Source organism: Amycolatopsis pithecellobii (genome assembly GCF_009707865.1).
Classification (GTDB): domain Bacteria; phylum Actinomycetota; class Actinomycetes; order Mycobacteriales; family Pseudonocardiaceae; genus Amycolatopsis_E; species Amycolatopsis_E pithecellobii.
The window spans coordinates 17393-42869 of record NZ_WMBA01000021.1; the positions used below are offsets into that span (position 1 = coordinate 17393).

1 protein-coding gene (only partly in view) is annotated in these 25477 nt (G+C 70.0%); it reads left to right on the top strand.

The window, feature by feature from the left end; all coding sequences use genetic code 11:
- Positions 1-25477 carry part of the coding region annotated (locus GKO32_RS15700; RefSeq protein WP_246243842.1) for a toxin glutamine deamidase domain-containing protein on the top strand (this coding region is incomplete at its 3' end). 63054 nt of the annotated region lie beyond the right edge of the window, so 25477 of the 88531 annotated nt are shown.

Sequence of the window (25477 nt, forward strand, 5' to 3'; positions counted from 1 at the left end):
GTGCCGCACCATTTGTCGCCGAAGCTGCAGAAGTTCCTCAAGGTTACGCTCGGCATGGAGTGGCCCGAGGGCGACGAGGACGACCTCAAGGACTCCGGTGACCGTTGGCTGCGGTTCAAGAAGGCGTTGCAGGAGGCCAAGGAGGCCTACCAGCAGGGCGCCAACCAGATTCGCGACTCGATGCAGGGTAAGACGGCGGATGATATCTATTCGTCTTACTCCAAGGATGTCGCGGACAACCTGGACCAGTTGATCGAGGGTGCCGATCAGCTGGGTAATGCCCTGATCCAGGCTGCGGCGGGGATCCAGAAGACCAAGATCATGATCGGCGCGATGGCGGCGATGACCATGGCGATGGTCGCGGAGCTCGCGGCGAGTTTGTTCGGCTCCCCGTTCATTCCCGGCGTGCTCGCCGCTGCCCGGGTGGGGATCGGGGTACTTCTGCGTGAGCTGGCGCAGAAGATGATGGAGTTCGCGTTCAAGCAGCTCGCCATGAAGTTGATGACCCGTCAGGCGTTGAAGTTGCTGACGGAGAAGGGTGCGCTGCAGATCGGGGGCCGGATCGGCGGCCAGGTCGCGGGCAAGGTCGGCGGCAACGTCGGCGGGAAGATCGCCACCAACGCGATCAGCAAGGAGGCGTTGCAGGCGCTGATGCGCGGCGGGTTCGAGGCCGCGAAGCGTTTGGGTTACAAGCTGGGGCAGACCGTCTTCACCAAGCAGAACGCGGCGTTGCTGGCGCGGGGTGGTTGGCAGCTGGGGAAGGACGTCGCCAAGTACGGGGCGTTCGGTGCCGCGTTGATGGGTGGGTTGTCCGCGGCGATCGACAAGTATCAGATCGATAAGGGCCGGACCAAGGACGGCCACAAGATCCGCGACCACGTCGATAAGCAGGGGTTGTTCTCCGCGGCGGTACTGGGGTTCGTCGGCGGTGGCATGTTCGGCCTCGGCCGTGGGCTGGCGCGAGGAATCGACATTCTCAGCAAGGGGCTGCGGGCCGATATCACCGCGGTGTCGACGCGGGGAATGTCGAAGGAGGCGTTGCGGAAGTTCAAGCTGGGTAGCGGGGCGCTGAAGGACTGGGGCTACACCGGGTGGCAGATGGCCATCGGTGGTGCGGGGGCCAACGCGCTGATCAACCAGATTCAGGACCCGATCGGGGACCTGGGGGCGAAGTGGTTCCCGGAACCGGGGCAGCAGGCGGGTAAACAGCCGCCGCAGCCCAAGGACGCGGTGTGGTCGGGTCTGTTGGGCATGTTCAGCAAGTCCCAGGGCGCCGGTGGCGGGCTGAATCTGCATTTGAAGTTGCAGAACCTGGGGTTGAAACTGGGTGATCTGACCGGGTTGAAACCGACGGTCCAACCGGGGCACAGCATCGCGGATGGGCTCAAGCTGTCCGCCGGTGGGCTGGGGAAGCTGGGCAATCTGGCGGCGCTGGGTCGTCCGTCGCTACAGGTGGATCCGGAGAAGCTGGGGCTCGGTGATGGAGTGGGCGCCCGGCCGGTGACGGTATCGGAGGGGCGCCCATTCAAGGTTGCTCCGGCGGAGAACTCGCTGCAGCAGTCGCCGAGTTCGATCGGTAAGGGTTTCAGCCAGCTGCAGCAGCAGGCAAACCCGCTCGGGAAGGGCTTCACGCACGGCCCGGCCGTCGAGGGCGGGCCGTCTTTTGCGCCGTCGAAGCTGGTGAGCGACGGTGGCTCGCAGGGGTCCACGGCTCAGCAAGGCGGCTCGCAGAGTAGCGGCACGAACGGTCTGGGGCAGCGGCCGCAGGTGTCCTCACAACCCAGCCTCACCAACTTCCTCAGCAGCCCGAAGGGCGAGTCGGCGCAGCAGGGCGGCCTGACGAATGGCCAGGCCCAGGCCGGCGGCCAGGCCCAGGCCCAGGCGGGTGGTCCCCCGGCCAAGCCGTCCGCGCTGTCGGGTGGCCCATCGAACGAAAGCGCCTCGAATGGCAACGGCCCGTCGGCTCGGCCTGCGGCCTCGGGCGGTTCGTCGGTGCCGAATTTCAGTCGTCCGTTGACGCAGTCGTCTGGTTCGTTGGCGGGTGGCGAGGGGTCGACGCCGCCGGCGAGTCCGGTTGAGCGGACTTCGCCGAAGTCGGTGGATTCGTCGTCGTCGAGTCCGGTTGAGCGGGCTCCGCAGAAGCCGGCTGGCGCGTCGTCGCCGGGTTCGTCGGTGCCGAATTTCAGTCGTCCGTTGACGCAGTCGTCTGGTTCGTTGGCGGGTGGCGAGGGGTCGACGCCGCCGGCGAGTCCTGTTGAGCGGACTTCGCCGAAGTCGGTGGATTCGTCGTCGTCGAGTCCGGTTGAGCGGGCTCCGCAGAAGCCGGCTGGCGTGTCGTCGCCGGGTTCGTCGGTGCCGAATTTCAGTCGTCCGTTGACGCAGTCGTCTGGTTCGTTGGCGGGTGGCGAGGGGTCGACGCCGCCCGCGAGTCCGGTTGAGCGGGCTCCGCAGAAGTCGGCTGATACGCCGCCGGCGAGTCCGGTTGAGCGGGCTCCGCAGAAGTCGGCTGATACGCCGCCGGCGAGTCCGGTTGAGCGGGCTCCGCAGAAGCCGGCTGATGCGCCGTCGGGTTCGTCGTTGCGGTCGGATGGTCAGTCGTTGACGCCGCCGTCGAGTAGGCCTGGTAGTCCGGTGGAGCCGGGCGGGAATGGTGTGCAGCGGTCGGCCGATACGCCGCCCGCGAGTCCTGTCGATCGGACTTCGCCTAAGTCGGCTGATACGCCGCCCGCGAGCCCGGTTGAGCGGACTCCGCAGAAGCCGGTGGATTCGTCGTCGTCGAGTCCAGTTGATCGGACTCCGCCGAAGTCGGCTGATACGCCGCCGGCGAGCCCGGTTGAGCGGACTCCGCAGAAGCCGGTGGATTCGTCGTCGGGTCCGTCGCCGCGGAATTTCAGTCGTCCGTTGACGCAGTCGCCTGGTTCGGGTTCGTTGGCGGATGGTCAGGGGTCTACGCCGCCCGCGAGTCCTGTCGATCGGGCTCCGCAGAAGTCGGCTGATACGCCGCCGGCGAGTCCGGTCGAACGGACTCCGCAGAAGCCGGTGGATTCGTCGCCGGGTCCGGTTGATCGGACTTCGCCGAAGTCGGCTGATGCGCCGTCGGGTTCGCCGGCGCGGAATTTCAGTCGTCCGTTGACGCCGCCGCAGGAGTCGGGTTCATCGTTGCGGTCGGATGGTCAGTCGTTGACGCCGCCGTCGAGTAGGCCTGGTAGTCCGGTGGAGCCGGGCGGGAATGGTGTGCAGCGATCGTCCGATACGCCGCCCGCGAGCCCCGTCGATCGGACTCCGCCGAAGTCGGCTGATGCGCCGCCGGCGAGTCCGGTTGATAGCGCCGCGCCGCGGCCTGCGGATGCCCCGCCACTCAAGCCGGGCGATGGGGCGCCGCGTGGGACCGATGGGAGTTCCGCACCGCAGGCACCCGCCGACCGGTCGCGGATACCCGATCGGAGTTCCGTTCCCGCCGACAGCCCGCCTCCGCGCGGCCCGCAAACACCTGCGGATGGCTCCCGGCCGTCGACCCCGGTGGATGGCTCGCGCCCGTCGACCCCGGTGGATGGCTCGCGCCCGTCGACACCTGTTGATGGCTCCCGGCCGCAGACCCCGCAAACACCTGCCGACTCCTCCCGGCCCCAGACACCTCAAGCGCCGGCCGACTCCTCCCGCCCGCAGGTGTCCACCGACTCCTCCCGGCCACAAGCTCCGCAGGTCCCGGCCGCCGACGCCCCCCGCCCGCACGGGCCGCAAGCACCCGCCGATACCTCCCGCCCGCACGTGTCGCAGGCGCCCGCGGTGGACGGGCCGCGTAGCCTTCCCGTGTCGCGGCCCGATGCCAGTGCCAACGCCCTCGGGCGGCCCGCTACCGATGGGGGGCCAGAGGCCCCGGCAGCGCACCGCGACGACGCGGCCAACCACGACGGCGGTCCCGTCCCGCCGCCACATCCGTTGGCCGCCGATCCGGCGGAGCAGCCCGCACGGACCGGCGGCAGCGGCGGTGGTGGCGGCGGCGCCGGACATGGCGGCGCCGGGCACGGGGCCGGGGGCGGCGGAGGCCGGCCCTACGTCCCGCTACCGGACGCCGTGCAAGAACCGCTGCGGCTGGCCGACGACCCACTCGGCGAGGTCTTCCACAACGGCGTCAAGAAAAACCCGGCGGACTCGCCCAAGTGGCAGGCCCGCGTCGCGGACGCCCAGGCCAAACTGGGCAGCGCCCCGGCGGACCGCGTCGAGAAGGCGATGGAGCTAGCCAAGGACCTGCTCGGCGCCTCCGACGCGCAGAAGATCGGCGCACCACGGGCCCAGTACGCGCTCCTCACCAACATCCGCGCGGTGCTGAGCGCGAAACTCCTCGACGGCTGGGACATTCGCCGTGACGGTCCGACCGAGAAGGCGGTCACCGACACGAAGATCGAAGGCACGATGCTGCGGAAGGACCTCGGCCTTCCGCACTTCCACGGCCTGCCAGGCGGTGCCCCGTTGCAAGTCGTGCCCGGCTCCGCATCCTCGGGCGGCGGCTCGTCCCGCTCGGCTCCGTCCCGTACCGCCGCCGACGAGGCCGGGCGGATCGCGCGACTCCGGGAGACCCTCGGCCTGGGGCCCACCCCCCCACGCACGGAAGACTTCCGCGGATCCGGCCTGCTCGGCAGGCCGGACGAGCAGGCACGGATCGGCCAGGTGCGGAAGGCCTTCGGGCTCGAACCGGGCAACACCAGGCCCGAGCCCCCGCAGCACATCAGGGACGCGATGGCGTACGAACGCCCGGGCATCCCGATCGGCACGAACACCGCGAGGGGCATCGGTGCCGCCCCGGAAGACGGGTCGCCCGGCACGAACCGGCGGCTCGAGTCGCTCAAGCGCAGTCTCGCCCAAGCCGGCAAGGACCTGAGCGATGTTCCGCAGCACTTCATGGACTCCATCACCAGCGAGCCCCCCCGTGACAAGGGCAAGGGCAAAGCGCCCGATGAGGAACCCACTCCGCCAGAGCCGGAGATCACCCGGGACTACATCCTCGACAACCTGCCCGACTACTTGCTCTACAACCGTTCCGGTGGGGCCATCGACAAGCTCGGGCCCGGCGAACTGATCAGGACCATCGACCCGGTATCGCTGCGGGACATGCTGGGCGACATCGCGCCGAGCGTCAAAAGCTGGAAGGGTTTCCCGGACGGCAAGTCGTACCTGGACCGGTTCAAGGCGACCCGCCAGGACATGCTGGACGCCAGCCCGCTGCGCTACCTCGGTCAGGGCGAGCGGCTCGCGGTCACCACCAAGGACGGCCGCAAGTACGAGCTGTGGCTGCGCACCGAGGCCGACTGGGAGTACCTGCAAACCGACCCCACGGACAAGGCCAATGTCGGCGCGCGGACCTCGAAGGCGAAGGACAAGAAGAAGACCGCCTTCAACCACCGCACCTGGCGCGATTTCGCCTTTACCCAGACACTGAGCAACTTCTCCGTTCCCGGGCCCGCGGTTTCGGTCACCGCCCGCGTGCCGTACGGCCGGGACCGGCAGCACGACAAGGTCCTCAAGGGCGAATTCGGCAACTCCTACGAAGTCGGCCTCGGCAAGTCCCACAAGGTCCAGGTTCCGTTGAAGGTCACCGCGGTCCTGTTCCACGAGGACGGCACGCGGGTGGTCTCCGAGAACACCAACGGAATGGGCGAGGTCACCCGGACCGGCAAGATCGAGTTGAAGGTCCCGCTCGACGGGGCACGGCAGCCGGACCCGGCGATCGAGGTCCTCCACTATGCCAGCAGCGGTGAGGTCGACCAGGTCAAGCTCGGCGACGAGAACGAGCTCAACGGGTTAGGGATTTACCGCATCGAGCCGTCCGAGGAACTGCCGCGCAAATACGGCATCGAAGCCCTCGTGGTGCACCCGGCGCCGGACGGCACGACCTTCTTCGAGCAGATCGCCGACCGGCTCGCCACGCGGTACGGCGACCGGTACGGGAAGGCGCTGGCGATCGGCTCCCACGGCCGGGAGTTGCTCAACCAGTTCCTCAGCCAGCAGTTCCTCACCGTGCACCAGCGGGAGCTGGCGACGACCACGCGGAACCCCCACCCCCAGAGCGGCTGGGTCCGGTCACCGGCCCTTTACCGGGGCCGCAACAAGGGCGGGCTCGAGCTGTTCACCCGGTCCACCCAGGTCGAGGCGCGCCTGGTGCCCCGGTGGGTTCGCATGGACGTGGAGTCGAAGCGGACCGTCACCGACGGCGACCGGACCCACGTCGAGGTCGGCGACGAGAAGAAGACCGTCCTCAAGCCCGCCGTGGAGGTGTTCGGGGGCTTCGGGGTCGACGTCGGAGCCGCGACCCTGACCGGCGGTGCCTCGTTGGGTGGCAACATCGGCAGCACCCACTCGCGAGCCACCAACCGCGCCGTCGCGAAGAAGAACTTCTTTGCGCACAGCGAGGACAACCGGGCATACCAGGTCGTCTACGAGCTACAGGTCCGCCCGATCGGGATGGACGGCGAGCCGGTCCGCGGCGCGGTGACCGGCTACTTCCACGCTCCGTTGGAAAACCTGGCCGATCTCATCCACGAGGCCGAAGCGCCGGTGTTCCGGTCCGGTGACCGCCGCGAGAACTTCGGCCCTGGCACCATGGAACACAACGGATACCTGCCGGGCCGGGCCGACGGTATCTCCCGCGCCGACGAGATCTGGTTCTACGAAACAGTCGTGCCCATGCTGCGGGAGATCCCGGCCGAGCTGCGGCGATCGTGGTACCTGAGCACCAACAAGTTCCTGCAGAACTTCGACGATCCGGAACTGGCCAAGGATCTTTCGCCCAAGATCGCGGACATCCTCTCGCGTGACGACATGCTCAAGACCCGGCTGTCCGACCGTGAAATCACCGCGCTGATCAACGTGATCACGAGCAAAGACGGCCTCAAGATCGTGATGAAGCGCAAGGGCTTCGGACACAACTACCGCTTCAAGGTCACCATCAAGGGGAGGATGTCCAACATCCGTGACGGCGACCCGATCACGGACGACAGTGCGGCCCGCACACTGCGCCTCAAGGAAACCGAGAACACCACCACCACGGCGACCCGTGACTGGATGGTGGCGCTGGGTCTCCCGCAGTTCCGTGCGCTGGTCGGCAAGGTCCGGCACCTGCCGATGACGTTCGTCACCGGGCCGGCGTTCACCTGGAGCAGGTCCAAGTCCTCGACCGTCACGAACCAGCAGTCGAACTGGATCGAGATCAAACGCGGCGACAACCTCAGCAAGGAGGGCAAGCTCGGGCCGGCTGGTATGCACCAGTTCCTCGCCGACATCGACTTCGAGGTCGGCGTGCAGGCATCGGTGAAACAGAACCGGGGGCTCCGGGCCTTCCTGCCGAGCTTCAAGCCGGGGTTGGACGCCCCGAAGGTCGTGGACCTGACCCAGCACCTGCCGGCCAAGGCGCTGACCCGGAAGACCGAGCTGCGGTTCAGGATTCCCGGCTCACTGGTCCAGGACAAGATGCCGTCGCCCCCGGAGCCGATCGCGCCGTTCACCGCGAACGCGATGAGGCCGGCCGGTCCTGACCCGCTGGAAGCGGCGCCGCACGTGTTCGACAACATCGAGGTCCTCTCGTTCGAGGGGGTCCCGGAGATCCGGCAGATGCTCAGGGATCTGCTGACCGGGGCGTCGATGTTCGACAAGAAATCGACCCCGGACCCGATCTTCCAGTCCGATATGACGAAGATCGGCGAGGCGATCACCCAACAGCTGAACGACGAGGGTCTCCTTGCCGACCCTAGCCTGTTCACCCGGACCCACGTGATCGATGGTCTGGACCATGACCGCAGGGTGACGAAGCTCAACGGTTCCGTGGAACTGTCCTTCCACCCCACCGTGGCGGGGCTCGACATCTCGCCCGACGAGCTCCTGCGCATCACCAGGGAACACCAGCAGATCAACGCCGAGCAGATCTCGTTCATCGGCACCAAGCAGGGCAGTGGATCGGGCGCGTCGGCCAGGTGGCAGACGGCCATACTGCTGACCCCGTCCAGCACGCAGGGCAACCCCATTTTCGGCGACGCGGGCAACGGCAGCCACGGCGGCGGGGACAACGACAGCGGTTACGGCAGCGGCGACGAAGGCGGCGGCCACAGCGGTGGCGGCGGTCACACGAACACCGGTGTCCTCGGGCAGATCATGGCGAGCGTCACCGCGCCCAACGTGGACATGGCGCAGAGCAGGGAGACCGGGCTCAGCTCGTCCGAGCGGCTCAACACCGGTGGCCTGCCCGAGCCCCGGATCCTCACCAAACTCGCGGTCAAGGTCAAGGGCGTGGGACAGCTCGAGCGCACCACGCTCGGCTTCGACCGCGGCGGACCGAACCGGGTCGCGGGCGAGATCACCGTTCCCGTCGTGGCTCCGCTGACCCGGCAGCAGCTGTTCACCGCGATGACCGACGAGCAGCGGGCCGAGGTGCGTGCCGATCCCGAGGCGTGGAAGGGATTGTTCGGCGACGATCTCGACCACCTCTTCGACGACGACCCCGTGTCGTCCGCGTGGGACATGTTCGGCGAGGACGTCCATCGCGTCTTCGAGAACGACCCGGAACCGGAGCCCGGGAAACCCAAGCGGAGCATTCCGGTGCCGGCTTCACTGCGCCCCGGCGGCGCCGTCAGGCCGTCACTGGGTCTTGGTGGGGTGACTGAACGCATCGACCTCCACAACGTGATCAAGGACCTGCGCACGCAGCTGGAAACCAGTCTCGGCGACAAGAAGGTCGCGCACCGGCTGCTGCCGGAGTACCTCATCGAGCGTGGTAACGACAACACCCGCGAGGCCAGGGCGTTCTTCAGCAACGTCAACCGGCAGATGCACCACCTGCTCAACGGCCGCAGGGTGGACCCGATCCGGCTCACCGACCGGCTCACCGGCCACACCTACGACCTCACACTGAGCGCGGATCTGCGTGACCCGGAATTCCACAAAATCGAGCACCTGGAGAAGCACAAGGTCACCAACCGTGGCCTGGTCGACTACAAGATCACCAGGCGGCGCGGGCGGACACTGGCGAGCATCACCACGACCGTGCGCGGTCTGCTCCGGTTCAACCGGGTCAACGAATTCGCCGCGGGCGAGCCGTTGCCGACCAAGGGCCAGGGCCCGCCCGTGGGTGGCTTCGGACTCGGCCAGTCGGTCCAGAACACCTTTGGTAACCGGCAAAGGCTGAAGGAATACACCTATTCCCACGAAGAGCAGACCTTCGGTGAAGTGTCCGGGCCGCTCGCGGCGTTCCGCGGGAAGTTCGACCTCACGGCGGGCATCACCCGCAACGGCCGGACCTTCGCCTCCGTCACCGATACCAGGGAAGCGACCTTCACCCAGCTGCCGGAGCTGTCCTTCCCCGCCCCGCGCAGCGGCCAGTTCGGCTTCGAGGAGCAGCACCAGCCGATACCGGCGGCAGAGCGCACCCGGTCGGCGCTCGAACGCTGGCGTGACTATTTCGCGGACGGCACCCCCACCGCGAAGCTGCCCGGGGAGCGCGACCGGTTCGCCGAGCACGTTTTCCACGACGTGGAGGCGTGGAAACAGTCGGCTCGCGAACAGCTGGTGAAGGCGTCGCTGCTGCACCCGCAGATCAAGATCGGGAAGGTCCACAAGACCAGCACCGGCTTCCGGCTCGACTCCGCGATCGAGCGAGCGCTGGACACCGCCATCACCCCGGCCATGGAGAAGTCGAAGCTCGCCACCCTGATCAGTGAGGGTGTCAAGATTCCGTTGCCCACCAAGACGGGCGCCACGCTGGAGTTCCACGTCCGTCTGAACAACTCGCGGTTCGCCAGCCTCAGCGACGCGAAGGTCGACGAGCGGCACCGGATCCGGGACAGGTCGGTCTCGGAGACCTCGAGCGGCAACACGTTCGAAATGAACGACCCCACCGCCCCCCTCTTCGCCGGCACGCTGCACCCCGAAGGGGCCGACAAACGTGGGGACCGTGTCGCCGGGCAGAGCAACATCGTCACCACGCTGTCCGAAACGAAGGCCATCGCGGCGCCCGAGTCGATGAAGCTGACCCAGTCGGGGCAGCGGCGCTACAACTACATCGAGACCCCGACCAGCAAGGAACCCACGGCCAACCCGGACGGGCTCAGCCAGCTGCGGCTCGCCGACCTCGAGGTTGCGGTCGTCGTCGCCAAGGCGGCCAAGCCGGACGAATTCGTGGCAGGCGAGCGGTTCCGTTTCACCGACGGCGTCGGGGTGCGGATGCCCAACAGCGTCGCCGAGGAGCTGACCGGTGACACGCTGCCCCAGCGGTTGAAGGACGCCGCGAAGGACATGCACGACCGGAAGGAGGAGTGGACCGACGCGGTCCGGGCGCGACGGGGTCACGACAACGCGCTCAGGCTGGCGGGGCTGGCGCTCGACAAGGCCGAGGACGACACCGCGGCGAAGCAGCACAAGATCGACGAGATCGTCCGGACCGGTCCGGACAGGATCAAAAAGGCCGAGGAGGCCAAGGCCGCGGTACAGCAAACGCTCACCAGTGGACTCGGGCAGCTGGCCCGCCTGGCTTCGTCGTCGCCGAATAGGGCCGTCGTCCAAGCGGGCGTCGCCGCCCTTCGCCGGCGGGTCGTCGCCGCCGCGACCGAGGTGGGCAGGGCCAGGAGAGACCTGGCCGCCGCACTCAACGAGCCGATCGCGGTGCCGCCGCGCCAGCTGGTCGACGAGTACGCACGGTTGGCGAACCAGCGGCTCGAGGCGGTGCAGCGGGAGGAGCAAGCCGAGGCCAACTGGTGGGACGCCAAGGCGAAGTACGACGTGGAAGTCGCTCGCAAGTACGAGCAGGAAGCCTCGATCGAAGGTCTGCGTGCCCACACCACGGCGGAGCTGCAGCGACAGCTCGCGGACGCGAAGGAGGAGGCCGCCGTCTACGCCGACGGCCTCCATGACGTCGAGGACGAGCTCTGGATCGCGACGAGGGAGCATTACTACTCCCCGACCAGGGAGAACATCGGGCGGCTCCACGAGCTGCGCGCCGAGCTCGAGATCGCGACGAAGGACAGCAAGGCCTCCCAAGTGCGGCTGGAACGGGCCGAGCAGCGGCTGGACACGGCACGGGCGTGGGGCATGGCGCACAACCCGGACGCGTTGCCGGCCCGGTCGGCGGATGGCGACCCGGTCGCCCCGGTAAGCGCGAAGCTCAACGCGGTCGCCAAGGATCTCGAGGTACGCAACCGCCTGGTGGAGCAGGCGGCCCTGCTGGCGGCCAACGCCGACCGGGCGGCGGAGCGCTCGCCGATCGCCAAGTTGCGTTCGATAATCGCGACGAACACGCTGGGACAGCGGCGGGCGGAACGCGATGCCACGGCGATCGAGCTGCAGAACCTGACCAAGCAGGTGCAGCGGCTTCGGGGCGAGTCGCCCGCGCAGCGTGGGCGGCCCGCTGGGACATCCTCGGATGCCGGCGAGCCCACCACCGACCTGAGGAGGACGCGGCCCAGCCCGCCCCCGACCCGGCCGGAGGGGCTCGTCGTCCGGATCGGCGACGATAGCCCGCCGCGCAGTGCCCTCAGGAAGACCAACAGCGACGGCTTGTCGGTGGGTAGCGGGGAGCCGAAGCGGGTCCGGTTCGCCGACGAGTTCGACGATGCCGGCGAGGGGCCCTCGGGTACCGGCCGGGCCGGCCGGTCGGCCGGGGATGCTCCGGCCGGCGATGAGGCCCCTCGGGAGTCGGCAGGGGAGCAGGCTCGATCGCGCCCCGAGTCGCCTGCTGACGACCAGGCAGGGACGCCGTCGGGGCGCCGGGATGATGACTCGTCGGATGACGAAGACGGCGCGGCGCCCGGTGCTTCCGGCTCGCGCAACGCGGGTGGCCGGAACGGTTCCGGCCCGGGTGGTTCGTCGGGCGACCGGGGTGGTGCCCCCGATGGCCAGGGCGGCTCCTCCGGTAGCCGGAACGACCGTGGCGATTCGTCGGGTGAGCGCGGCGGTTCCTCGGGCGGGCGTGACGGTTCGTCTCGTCGCCAGGGTGATTCTTCCGGCGACCGGAGCGGCACCTCGCGTGGCCAGGATGATTCCTCTGGTGCGCGGGACCGTTCGGCGGGCGAGCGCGGCGGCTCCGCCGGCGATGGGGGCCGGCAGCCGTCGGGCGACCGGGGTCGCTCGCGAGCCGATGAGGAAGGCTGGACACCGCTCGACTCGCAAGAGCCGTGGGCCGATCGGGTCGCCGCGGCGGAGGAGGCGCTGCGGAGGCTGTCGCCCGCGGAGTACACGGCTCTGCAAAACCGGCACCGTGCACTGACGGCGGCGGGCACCCCGGTCAGGATCGCGGGCGTCCCCAGGGCGGCGGGTGGACTCGAGGTCCGCAACGTGCAGCTGCATGCGCTCATGAGGACGTGGCCCGTCCGGGTCACCTCGGCGGAGGAGGCGCTGCGGAGGCTGTCGCCCGCCGACTACACGGCTCTGCAAAACCGGCACCGTGCGCTGACGGCGGCGGGCACGCCGATCACCATCCCGGGCATCCCCAGGGCGGCGCGTGGGCTCGACGTTCGCAACGTGCAGCTGCATGCGCTCCTGCAGGAGGAGCGCGGCACCACGCAGAACCCGCCCGCACCTGCCGCCTCGGAAGCCCCCGCCGCCACCGGTCCGGGGCGCCCTGCCGCCGCCGGTTTGGGTGAGTCGGCTGCCACTGGTTCGGGGCGTTCCGGTGCCCCCGGTTCGGATGAGGCCGCACCCGCCGGTTCGGGGCGTCCTGCCGCCGCCGGTTTGGGTGAGTCGGCTGCCGCTGGTTCGGGGCGTTCCGGTGCCCCCGGTTCGGGTGACGCTGCACCCGCCGGGTCGGGCCGCTCTCGTACCGGCGCTGAGGGTGAGCCGGACCCCGCCGGGTCGGGGCGGCCTGTCCGGCAGGGGCGGTTCCCGGTGCGGGCGCAGGGCGACCCCGCGACGACCGGGTGGGGTGGCGCAGGCTCCGCCGATACGCGCGCCGGCGACACCGGGACGGGCATGGGCGCCGGGGGCCCGGAGTTCCAGCGGGCCTTGCGGGACTTCGGGTTCGCGACCGTGGCCGAGACCGGCTTCCTCCAGCCCCTCGGTGACCGCGCGCCCGGGGACGAGCAGGCCGTCGGCATCGTGGCGACCGTGCCGGCCTCCAGCGCCGACGATCTCCTCACCATCGCCCGCAAGTACGCCGAGGGCTTCGCCGGGGGAGCGCCCGGCGGCCGCTTCGGGTTGGTCATCGGGCTCGGCGGCGGGCGTGGCGGTGCGCGCCAGATCGACCAGAAGATCCGGGACTTCGCCACCGAATGGGCGCGCAGCGGCACCTTCCCCGTCGCCGTCTCGGGCTTCACCTGGAAAGACGGCCCGGCCGCCCCGCCGGACCTGGTTCGTGAGGTGCTCGCCCGCAACCCGCTCACCACACAGCTCGCCACGATGATCCGCCGGGCCGGCGGCGACAACCCGGTGTACCACTACAGCGGGGACGCCGAAGGGCTGACCACCCAAGGCGACCGGTTGTTCGACGCCGTGGACGCGGTGGTGGGCAACAGCAACCGCGTGCCGCCCGAGGTGGCCGGCGGGGGGCTCCTCCCGCAGGACCCCACCAGCGCCAACCCGGGCCGTCCACCCGAAGTCATCACCGGTGGCCATCTGGCACGCCCGGAGGACGGCGACGTCGCCAACATGGCCGCACAGCTCGATCTCGCGGTGCGGCAGGCGATGGCCGACGCCGACCCGCGCATGCTGCCGTTCCCCGCGCGCAACACCTTCGTCCGTGTCGACGACACCGGGATCCCGGTCGACGGCGATTCGGTGATCCGGGATCGCGCCGCCGGCTGGCAGGCCGACGACGGCGACATCGCGGTATTCGACGCGAACCTGGCCGTGCGGACCGGTGGCGACAGCGTCCCCTCCGACGTGCTGAACGTGCCCGGCAGCCTTGCGGACAAGGCGACCTGGACCGACCGGATCGCGAGTCACATCGCCGCCACTACTACGAAGCTCGACCCGGCGTTGTCGAAGACTTTCGCGAACATGGCGTTCCAGGACATCGACGGGACCCGGGAAACGTTGCTCCCGCGTGGCCCCGTTTCACTGGAACTGAACCTTCCCGTCGCGGATCGCAACGCCATCCAGCGGGCCCGCCGCGCGGACCCGGACGCGGTCAAGTCGTTCATCCAGCTCGCGCTGCACACCCGCGACGCGCTGGTCGACGGGCTGTCCGGGTACCGGGCCGACAACGCGGAACAGGGCGGCCCGCAGCCCCATGCGGACGCCGACGCACTGGGTGTGCCGCCGCAGCGGCTGGCCGAATTCCGTGCCCTGAACGGCGATACCCGCCCGCCGGTGGCACGGTTCGTCGCTTCGCAGTGGGGCGTTTCGCCGAGCGAAGTCGTCGACCTGTCGGTGCGTTTCGGGATGGCGCCGCTCGACCTCTCCCGGCGGATCGGGGAACTGGCCGACGGCGTGCTGCCGAGGCTCGCCGAGCGGCTGGGCTACGAGGAACTGATCGGCTCGAAGGTGCTCAACGGCCCGCTGAGTGGTCTGATCCGGGAAGCGCTCGCCCGGGGTGGGATGGCCGGTGCCGAGGGGCTGACGGGTGCGGAGGTCGCCGACGGGCTGCGCCGGCGGTTGCGGCCACACGGTGTGCGCTCGGTGGAGGACATCGGTTTCCTGACCGGGGTGGCGAACCGCCTCGGCTGGGGCGCGAACGACCTGCCGGTGGCGGAGTCGTTCGGTGGCCGCCGTGCGGTGTCGTGGGAGTTGCTGCATGACCTGCCCGCCGATCTCGTCGACCACCACCTGAGCCTGGCCGGGGAAGCGCAGCGGTATGCGGAAGCCCGTGACTTCGACTCACTCGCGCGACTGCTGAACCTGCCCGGCGGTGGCGTGCTGCGTGAAGTGGCGCGTGAGCTGAAAGTCGCGCGGCCCGAGGATCTCGTCGGGATGCGGGACGATTTCCGGCGCGCCCAGGCACATCCCGAGTTCCGGACGCTGGACACCCCGGCCCGGCAGGCGACGGAAATCGTGCGCGCACTCCGGCTGGACCTGGCACCGCAGAACGTCGATCTCGATCGCTACGCCGCGGTCAGCGCGCGGCTGGGTTTCCCGGCGACCGTGCTGGCGGCGATGACCCGGTCCGGCCCGCATTTCCGCGCGCTGGCCGCGGCCTTCCTCGCCGACACGCCCGACCAGCGCGAAAGCGACCGGGCGCAGGCCTATGCGGGCCTGTTGCGCCGGTTCCGCAGCGCCGGCGTGGAGCCGGGCAACCCGATCGAGCCGTACGACCCTGGCCGTATCCGTCGCGTCGGCGAGGTCCCGCACGAAGCCGATCTCGCCCGTGACCTCGCCGCGTGGCATCACCAGCGGCCGGGCCGGTTCGCGGGGGTGGCCGACGGCGCTGAGCAGACCCTGGTCACGGCTCTGCTCAGCGGGTCCGAGACTGCCCTGCCGGACTACGAAGTGGTCGGAACGCGGGCGCCCGGCGAGGCGACGGGTTATCTCTCGCCGGAACAGTTGCGTGCCTGGTCCGAACGGCTGGGGGTGGCCCCGGAGCGGTTCACGAATCCGGTGGACTTCGCCCAGGACGACGTGCGGAAGCTGGCCAAGTCACCGCTGTCCGACGAAGAGAGGGCCGGCCTCTCCGAGGAGGAGCGGGCCAGGCTGGCCGCCGAGGACGAGGTCAAGCTGCCGGCCGAGGACGTCGAGCGGGTCAGCCGGCAGCTGGGCACGGTTCCGGTCCGGCTGCTGCAGCAGGCCGAGCAGGCCGGGGTCGATCCCGCATATCTGCTCGGGCTCGCCGAAGCGCTGGGGACGAACCCGCGGTACCTGACGTGGCTGGGCCCGATCCTGCGGTCCCCGGAATACGGCGCGGGCAAGCTGGGGGCGAACGAGCTCGCCGGATATCTGCGGAAGCACGTCGAGAACAACTTCGACGTCGCCGCAGGCGAACCGGTGCGGCCGTCGTGGCTGTTCTGGCTGTTCAGCAAGAGCGCGGACGGGCTGGATGCCACCGAAGCCGACCGGTGGATGAGCGCGTGGTGGGCGGAGCAGGCCCCGCAGCCGGCGCCCTCGGATGTGCTGCGGTTCCTCGACGCGGCGCCGGGGCTCACTGTCCGTCAGGGGCTCGATCTGCTGTCCGACATCAATGAGGACGCGCGCAGCACCGCCTTCCGTAACCTGACGGACCTCACCCGTGCGCTGAAGCGGCTGCCCGACGAGTTCGCGGACGTGGCGCGGGAAGCCGATGTACCCCCCGCCGAATTCCTCGCCGAGGCGGCGCGCCTGAAGGCCGTGCCGCGAGGGCTGCTGCAGTTCGGGGAGCTCCTGCAGAACCTGCGTGACCGCGCGGCGGAACGCGCTCGTTCCGACACCAGTTCCGAGTCGAGTGACAGTTCCGATTCGAGTTCCGATTCGGGCGCGAGCGAGGGCGGCTCGGCGGCCGTCGACGAGGACGCGCGGTCCGAATCGAGCCGGATCGATCCGAATGTGGAGACCCGCTCCGACTCGGATGACGGTTCGCAGGCGGGCGACCCCGAGAGCGGTCCGGCGGCTCACGATGAGGATGCGGCGTCCGAGTCGAGCTCCATCCACATGTCGGACGTCGTTGACGATGCGGACTCCGAGTCGGGCTCGAGCCACGCGCCGGACGACGAGGACGCGCGGCCCGAGTCGAGCGAGATCGATCCAGCGGAAATCGAGGAGTCACCGGCCGCGAGCGAGCACGGCGGCCGTCAGGGAGCCTTGGCGCTCTTCGACGAGTCCGACCTCGAGGGCCTGGAGACGAGTTCGGAACGGTCCGACGACAGCGATGCGGACTCCGAGGAGTCCACTCCCAGCAGTCGCGTGCTGGATCGCGTGAACCTGGTGGCCGACGAGGTCGGCTGGGACACGAAGACGGCCTGGGACTTCTTCGCCGACCGCCGGCCGTCGTCGGAGCTGATGGGCGACGACAGCGCCCTCGTCGAAGACGCCAGGCGCTGGGGCCACGCCGCGGGCGTCGAAGTTCCGGTCCGCGCCGACGTCAGCGCGATCAGCGGCCAGCCGTGGTACGACCGGGGCGACCTGAACTACATCGTGCGGGAAGTCGGCTACCAGCACGAAGCTTCGGTGATCGCGTTGAGCCAGATGCTCGACGAGATGCCCTACTCATTGCTGCGCTCCATCAACGGCGACGAGCTGCTGGGCATCACGGCCAAGCAGATGCTCGATGTCGCCCTGCAACGGCGCGCCGAGCCGATGGACATCCGCGCCTTCATGATGTCCTACAACGCCAAGGCAGGCGCCGGCGCGCAGGACCTGGTGGACGCGGCCGCCGCCGGCTACCGGGATTGGGAGAGGGCGCAACGCGAGCGGTTGCGCCTGCGTGACGACGAGTCCATCGCGAGTGTGTTCGAGACGCTGCAGGCCAGGAACCGGACATTCACCCACCTCGACGCCATGTCCTCCGCCGACGAAGCCGTGCGGCAGCTCGAGCGGTACCGGCTGACGGACAAGATCGGGATCACCGACGAGGCGCTCGAGACGGACGAACGAGAGGCGCCGTGGCTGAATCACGCGCAGGCCTGGGAGCTGCTGCCCGAACTGGGCCGGGAGCAGACCCGCGATGACATGGCCGAGCTGCGTGAATTCAGCCGTGACAACCGCGTTCGCGTGGACCGTCTGCCCGAGGTGGCACGTGAGCTGGACGTACCGGTCAGCAGGCTGTACCACGCGGCCAAGGTCCTGGATGCCCACCCCGACGGACTGCGCCCGTTCCCCGAGCTGATCGATCTGCTCCGGTACGACGAGGACGACCAAGCCGCGATGCGCGACGGCGGGTTGCCTGACGAGGATGCGGCGCGGCACACCATCGAGCTGAGTGGGCCGGACAAGGTCTGGCTGGTGAACTCTCTGGCCCAACGGCTGGGCTGGGCCGGCCCCGACGTGTACCGGTACATCGCGGACACCCGGGCGAGCCGGCAGTCGCTGGAGGAGCTGGACGCGGCGCTGGCCCGCCCGGAGAACGCGTCGCCATGGCTGGATTCGCCGGTGGACCAGGCGGTCACGGCCGCCCGGCACTGGGCGGAAACCCATGACGTGGCCACGGATTACCGTGTGCTCGCGGCCAACGCCAACCTCCCCACGATGTTCCAGCCGGCCGCGGACACGCTCATCACCGAGGACGGGCTACGGCAGGCGCTGGACGAATTCGGCATCGACCGGCTGCCGGACATCCTGAAGCTCGCCATGGTGGCGCGCTGGTCGCCGGACAACCTCGCCGGGCGGGCCGAGACGCTCGGCGTGCCCCCGGCCGCGTTGTTCGACATGGCCCATACGCTGCTGGCCGATCCGGCGGATATCGACGCGTTCGTGCGGTCCAGCGGGGACAGCGTGCGCAACGACGGGCAGGTCGATCCCGCGGCGGTCGTCGCCGGGTATCCGGAATGGGCGAGCCGGCAGCGGGAACATCTGGATCTGGGCGCGAACCATTCGCTCGCGTCGGTGTTCCGGCGTCTGGCCGCGAACGAGCAGAGTTTCGCGACGCTGCAAGACATGTCGTCCCGGGATGCGCGCGCGACGATCGAACCGTTCCGCCGTCAGCTGGACGCGGAAGTAACGCAGCGGTGGCGGCCCTGGCTGGTGAACCAGAACGACAGGATCGGCGGGCAGCTGGCCGAAGTCCTGAACGACCGCGAGACGATGCGCTGGCTCGACTTCGGCAAGCTCGTCGCGGCCATGGACGAGATGGGCCACCCGCTGAACAACGTGTACTTCGACATGCTGGCGTCGGTCAGCAGGAATCTGGGCCGGATCGTCTCCGATTTCGCGGGGCCGGCCGCCAAGGTGGACCTGTCCGCCGCGAATGCGCTCTTCCTCGCCCAGAACAGGGGGATTGATCCGCAAGCGCTGGTGGCGTTCAAGGATCTGACCGAGACCTCCTACGGCGTCATCCCGACCGCGGTCACCCCGGGGCTGGTCGCCCTTGGCGACGAGATCCGCAATCGCCTCGTGGTGTTCGCCGCGCGGCTGGACTGGAGCGCACCCGAGGACGTCTCCCGGTTCGTGGCGACCATGGAACCGGAGCCCGAGCAGCTCGCCGGCTGGATGCGGGACTCGGGCCGGCTCGCCGGAATCGCCGGGATGCCGGCGGGGGAGCTGTTCAAGCTGTCCGGCTCGCTCAAGGCGGCTCCTCCCGAGGTCGCGGAGTTCATCCGGTCGCGGGGCGACACGATCCGGGACGCGGACGGCGCCGTCGACCAGACGCAGGCGGCGGAGGCTTATCCCCGGTGGGCGGCGAAACGTCCGGCGCCGTCCGGGCAGTCGTCGCCGGGAACCCCGGAGGCCGATCCGCCCCCGTTCGCCGCCGCATATCCCAGCCTCGTGGCCGAGGTCGCCGCCGGACTGGGCTGGTCGAAGCGGGACCTGCACCGGTTCCTGCACGACCGGCAGTCCACGCTGCCGGAGCTGTCCGACACCGTGGCAGGCCTCCGTGACGGGAGCGGCAGCCCGCTCATCGATGCGGCATGGCAGTGGGGTAAGGACAACGGGGTCCGGACGGACTACCTGGCCGCCGCGGTGAACCAGGACCGCATCCGGGTGGGCCACGACCGTGCGCTCGACTGGGAGAACGTCACCGGGCCGAACCCGGCGCAGTCCCTGCGCGACCAGGCGGAATTCCGGGACCTGCGCGTCGACGTGGGGATCGGCCGGGACGAGCTGGCGCGGGCGGTCGAGGCGGCGGGGACCGGCAGGCTGCGGGACGTGCTGCGGCTGACGCGGGTGAGCGGCAAGGCACCGGGCGATCTGGCCGGTGCGGCCGGGAAGATCGGCGTGACACCGGGCGAGATGCTGGACCTGGCCGTACCGGTGAAATCCGATCCGGCGGACGTCGCGGCATTCGTCCGGGCGACCGGTACCGATGTCCGCGGCCCCGATGGAACGGTCGACCCGGCGTCGGTGACGGCGTATCCGGCGTGGGCGCATCGGCTGCGTGACCACCTGGGACTGTCGCCGAACGACCCGATCGCGATGCTCGACGAAGCCCTGCGCAATGACGCGGCGGCACGCAATGCGGACGGCCCTGGTCTGGCGGATCTGCTGGACATGCCGAGGGATGCGGCGCGGGCGATCGTCGACCCGCATCGGGAGCCGTTGACGGACGAGGTCGTGCGGCGGTGGGCGCCGCGACTGGGCTGGGACGACGTCGCGCTCGCCACCCGGGTGCGCACGCACCCGGTCCTCGACTACAGCCGGATGGTCGATGCACTGGAGGAGTCGGGCGAGCTCAAGGCCACCCCGCAGCAGCTGGAGAAGCTGGCGCAGCTGAGCATCAGCCTCGGTGGGTTCCCCGAGGGCATCGGGGACCTCGCCAACCACCTCCTGACTTCCTTCGCCGAGGCTTCGGACGTGTCGGCCCGTGTCGGGGTGCAGCCGCGAGTCCTGGCTTCCTCCTTCGAGGCCAGCTCTCACCCGGCCGACTTCGTCGCGGATGTCCACTACGCCATGGCGCGGCTGGCCTTGACGGGCAGCGAGCTGAACCAGTTCCTGCTGGCCAATCCACTCAAGCCGGATGAACTGGTCAAGCTGACCCCGCACAGTGAGCCGCTGCGGACCTGGGCGGCGGAGCACGGAGTACCGGCCTACGTCGCCGACGCGAGTGCGGAGTTCCAGCATCTGAGGCCCGGGGGCCGGTTCGTCGCGATGGGCTTGCGGGACCTGGTCGACTTGTTGGGCGAGGAGAACCTGCCGACGATTCTCGGCCTGACCCGGTCCATCCAGCGGCTTCCCGCCGACCTCGTGAACATGGACCGCGAAGCGAACCTGATGTCGGCGCGGGACATGTTCATCGCTTCGGTCAAGACGGTGGCCGATCCGCGAGACATCGCGGCTTTCATCCAGTCGACGCCGGATCTGCGCCGGGACCCGGATGGCCGTCCGATGCTGGCGGATGTCGTGGCGAAGTACCCGGCGTGGGCGCAGCGCCAGCGGCAGCGCCTCGGGATGGGGCCGTATGTGCCGCTCGGCGGGGCTTTGTACAGCCGGCTGCGGAACATGGGCCAGACCTTCGCGAACCTGGACCGGATCCCCGATGACGGTGTGGTCCGCGACCTGATCGAGCCGCTGCGGGCGAAGCTGACGCACGATGCCCGGATGGCTGAGGCGGGCGCGTCGTATGCCGCGGAGTTCGCGAAGCACGGGTACGCCGACTTCGCGTTGCCGCCACTGGCCGGGATCAACCGGGCCAACTACGAGCATGGGCTCAAGAACGGTCTGCTCGACTACCTGCTGAACTGCCTGGCCGCGGTGGTCCAGACCGCGAACGCCATCAAGGCGCTGGCGGAGGGGCTGCCCGCCGACGTCTTCCCGGCCCCCGCGGTGGACGGTCCGGCGCCGACAGCGGCGCTGGAGCAGCTGACGGGTGAGCTGGTGCGGCCGGTGGCCGGGGGTGCGGACGGTCTGCGGGAGTTCATGGAGCAGCGGCCGGTGGGCAGCCAGGGTGTGGTGATCACGCTGGGCCGTACCGGTGGTGTCGGTCACGCGATCAACGTCCTGCACAACCCGCGGACCGGGTTGGTCGACTTCTTCGACGGGGTCACCGGCGAGTCGCCTGATCTGCGCGGCTCGGACGAGCCGGTGTGGTTCATGCCGTTGCCGGATCTGCCGGCCGGGCAGTTCCTGCCGCTGCCTGATCCGGATTACTCCGGCCCGCCGCGGTATACCGATGCCGGCGACGAGCCGCCGCGGTATACGGAGGGCGACTGGGACCGGCCGCCGGAGCTGGTCGGCAAGCCGGGGGTGCTCGAGCGGCTCAGGGGACGGTTCGGGGCCCGGCCGCCGATGGCGGACCCGGCACCTGCCGAAGCGCCGCGCACCGACGACTCGCCGCGCGCGGCCGAACCGGCGCCTGCCGGGCTGTCCCGTCCCGGCGAACCGGGGCCCGCGGACCAGGCGCCGCGGGAGCCGGCCGCGGAGGGACCGCCGCCGCGTCTCTACGACTCGGACGGCGATGACGGGGCGCTGCCCGACCTGGACTGGAGTGTCGTCCGGTCGCGTCGCTGGGGCATCGTGGGTGTCCAGAGGCCGTGGGACCAGACCGCCGACGGGTCGCCGTCGCGGTCGCTCAGCGACGACGACGTGGCGTGGGCCAACAGCCCGCAGAACCTGACCCGCATGTCGACCGCGGACACGATGTCGCCGCGCGACTGGGATGTCGTGCGGTCGCGCGATTTCGGGATCATCGCTTCACGGACGACCTCGGACGCCGGGACGACACCAGGTGAGCGCAGTACCGACGGGTTCGTGTGGGCATACCAGGAAGTGCCGCCGGAGCAGGCCACACCGCCAATCCCCGAGTCGCCGGCCCCGGAGACGCCGGAGCCGGACCAGGACGGGGCCGCGCTCCAGCAGGTCTTGACGGAGTTCGGCTTCGAGCCGGTCCCGGACACCGGTGTGATCGGTTCGCTCGGTGAGCGCGACGAGGCCGGCAAGCACGCGGTGGGCATCGTCGCGACGGTCCCGGCGTCGGCTACCGACGATCTCGCCGCGATCGTCCGGAAGTACGCCGGCGGGTTCGGTGCCGGCTCGCACAAGGGCCGCTTCGCACTCGTGATCGGCGTCGGCGGCGGTCGCGGCAGCGAGCCGGAGATCCGGCAGAAAATCCAGGATTTCAAAGCCGAGTGGCCGCAGCATGCGACGTTCCCGGTCGCCGTCACCGGCTTCACCTGGGATCACCCGGATGGCCTGGACGCGGTGCCGCAGGATCTCGCCCGGACCGTGCTCGCGCGGAACCCGATGACCGCGGACCTCGCCGATCAGATCCGTGCCGCGGGCAATGGCAACCAGGTGTACCTGCACACCGGAGATGCCGCTCCCGGCTGGTTGAACACCAGGAGCGGGCCGCTGTTCGACGCCGTCGACCAAGTGGTGTGGAACAACGGGGAACGGCCGCCGGAGGTCGTCGGGGGCGGTTACCTCACCTACCCCGAAGACGACGCCATCGGTAAGGCGACCGCGCTGATGGACCTCGCCGTCCGGCAGGCGATGGCGGATGTCGATCCGCGGAGCGTGTCCTTCCTCGGGCAGAACACCTTCGTCCGGCTCGACGCGCTCGAAAGCGATGTTCCGTTCGACGTCGATTCGGTCCTGCGGCAGCGGGCCGGCCGGCCGGATACCGAGGCCGGCGACGTCGCGGTGTTCGATGCGAACCTGACGCTGGTGACCGACGACCTGGCCCCCGCCGGTACCTCGTCCACGGAGTGGAACCTGGCGGGAACCCACGCGGACGAGGGGACCTGGACGGGGCAGGTTTCGCGGTACATCGCCGCCACGACGGACCTCGATCCCGGGTTGGCGAGGAGCTTCGCGAGCCTCGCGTTCGCCGGTATCGACCCGGCCGGGGACATCCCGGCCAAGGAAACCTACGAACAGCTCCGGCAGCGTCTGTCCACTCAGGACAGTGCTGCCGTCGAGGCGGCCCGTATCGCCGATCCGGCGGCGGTCGAGCGGCTCGGCCGGATGGCGGCGGACACCCGTGACGCGCTGATCGACGGATTCACCCGGCACCGGGCCGAAACCGACCCGGATTTCGGGCCGGCCCGGCCGGAAGCCGGCGACCTGGGTGTGTCCCCGCGGCAGCTCGCGGAGTTCCGCGCGCTGGGAGAGGACGCCCGCCCGGCGATCGCGCGGTTCGTGGCTTCGCAGCTCGGGATCGAACCGCGTGACGTCGTGGACCTGTCGGTGCAGTGGGGGATGGCCCCGCGCCAGGCCGGTGAGCTGATGACGCGGACCGGGCTGTTGCCGGCCGAGCTTTCCGGGATCAGGTCGAAGCTGACGGACCACCTCGGCGAGGACTCCGGCAGGCTGGGCGTGCTCGGCCGGCCGCTGGCCGACGTGCTCGGCGAGGTGGTCGCTCGCGACGGCGCGGCCGGTGCACAGCGGCTGAGCGGCGAGGAACTGGCGACGCAGCTGCGGGACCGGATGCGTCCGCAGGGTGTCCGGTCGGTGGAGGATCTGGGTCTGCTGACGCGGCTGGCGAACCGGCTCGGCTGGCATGCCGGCGATCTGCCGCTGGTGGAGTCCATCGGCGGGGACCGGGCGGTGTCGTGGGAGCTGCTGCACGACCTGCCCGCCGAGTTCGCCGGCAAGTACCTGCGCCCGGCCGCCGATGCGAAGCGGTTCGCCGATGCCGGTGACGTCGACGCGCTGGCGCGCGTGGTCGGCCTGCCCAGCGGCGATGTGGTGCGTGCGGTGGCGCGCGAACTGGGTGTGCGGCCCGGGGATCTGCTCGCGTTCCGGGGCGATTTCGAGCGGCTGCAGGGCCTTTCCGAATACGACTCCCCGGAGCCGGCTGCTGTCGCGGCGGAGATCGTCCGGCAGCTGCGGATGGACATGGCGCCGCAGCGCGCCGATTTCGACCGTTACGTGGCGGCCAGTGCCCGGCTGGGTTTCCCGGTGACGCTGCTGGCGGCGCTGACCCGCTCCGGCCGGCACTTCCAGATGCTGGCCGCGAACTTCCTGGCGGACTCGCGGGGTGCGCGGGAAAGCGACCGGGCGGCCAGTTACGCGGAGCTGCTGCGCAAGTTCCGCAGCGCGGTGGCCAACCCCGATTCGGACACCCGGCCCTACGACCCGGACGCGTACTACGACCCCGACGAGGTGACCGAGGAGCACCCGCTCTCCCACGAACTGGGGGTGTGGCACTCCCAGCGGCCTGGCATCTTCCCCGACTGGGCGGACGAGGGTGACCTGATCGCGGCGCTGCTCACCGACGGTGCGGCTGCCACCGTGCCGGACTACACCGCGGGGAACACCGGGCCAGGAAACACATCGGGTCATCTCGCGCCGGACACGTTGGGGGCATGGGCCGAGCGGCTGGGCGTGGACCCGGATGTGTTCACCGACCCGGCCCGGTTCGGCCAGGACGGGGTGAACGAACTCGTCGCGGCGGGCGTTCCGGCCGACCAGGCGCAGCGGCTGAACGATGAACGCGGCGGAGTTCCGACGGGACTGCCGGCACTGGCGAAGCGGCTCGGGGTGGATGCGACCTACCTCGCCGATCTCGCCGAGGCGCTCGACGTCGAACCACGGCAGCTGGCCTGGCTCGGCCCGATCCTGCGGTCGTCCGAGTACGGCGCGGCCAAGCTGGAGCCGGACGAGCTCGCCACCTACCTCACCACCCATGCCGAGGAGTCCTTCGCCGTCGCCCACGGCGAGGACGTCCAGGCACCGTGGCTGTTCTGGCTGTTCAACCACGCCGCGGACGACATGGACGCGGCCGAAGCCGATCGGTGGATGAGCCAGTGGTGGTCGGAACAGCCCGTCGGGCCGGAGACCTCGGACGTCCTGCGGTTCGTCGACGCCGCACCGGGGCTGCGGGTCACCGACGGGGTGAAGTTCCTGACCGACAACGGCGTGCGGCCGTCGTACGACAACTTCAAGAACCTGCTGGAACTCACCGAGGCGCTGCACGGGCTCCCGGACGGACTCCGGGACGTGCTGCGGGAAACAACGGTACGCCCGCAGAATGTGCTCCGGGTCGCGGCGCAGCTGCGCGCCACCC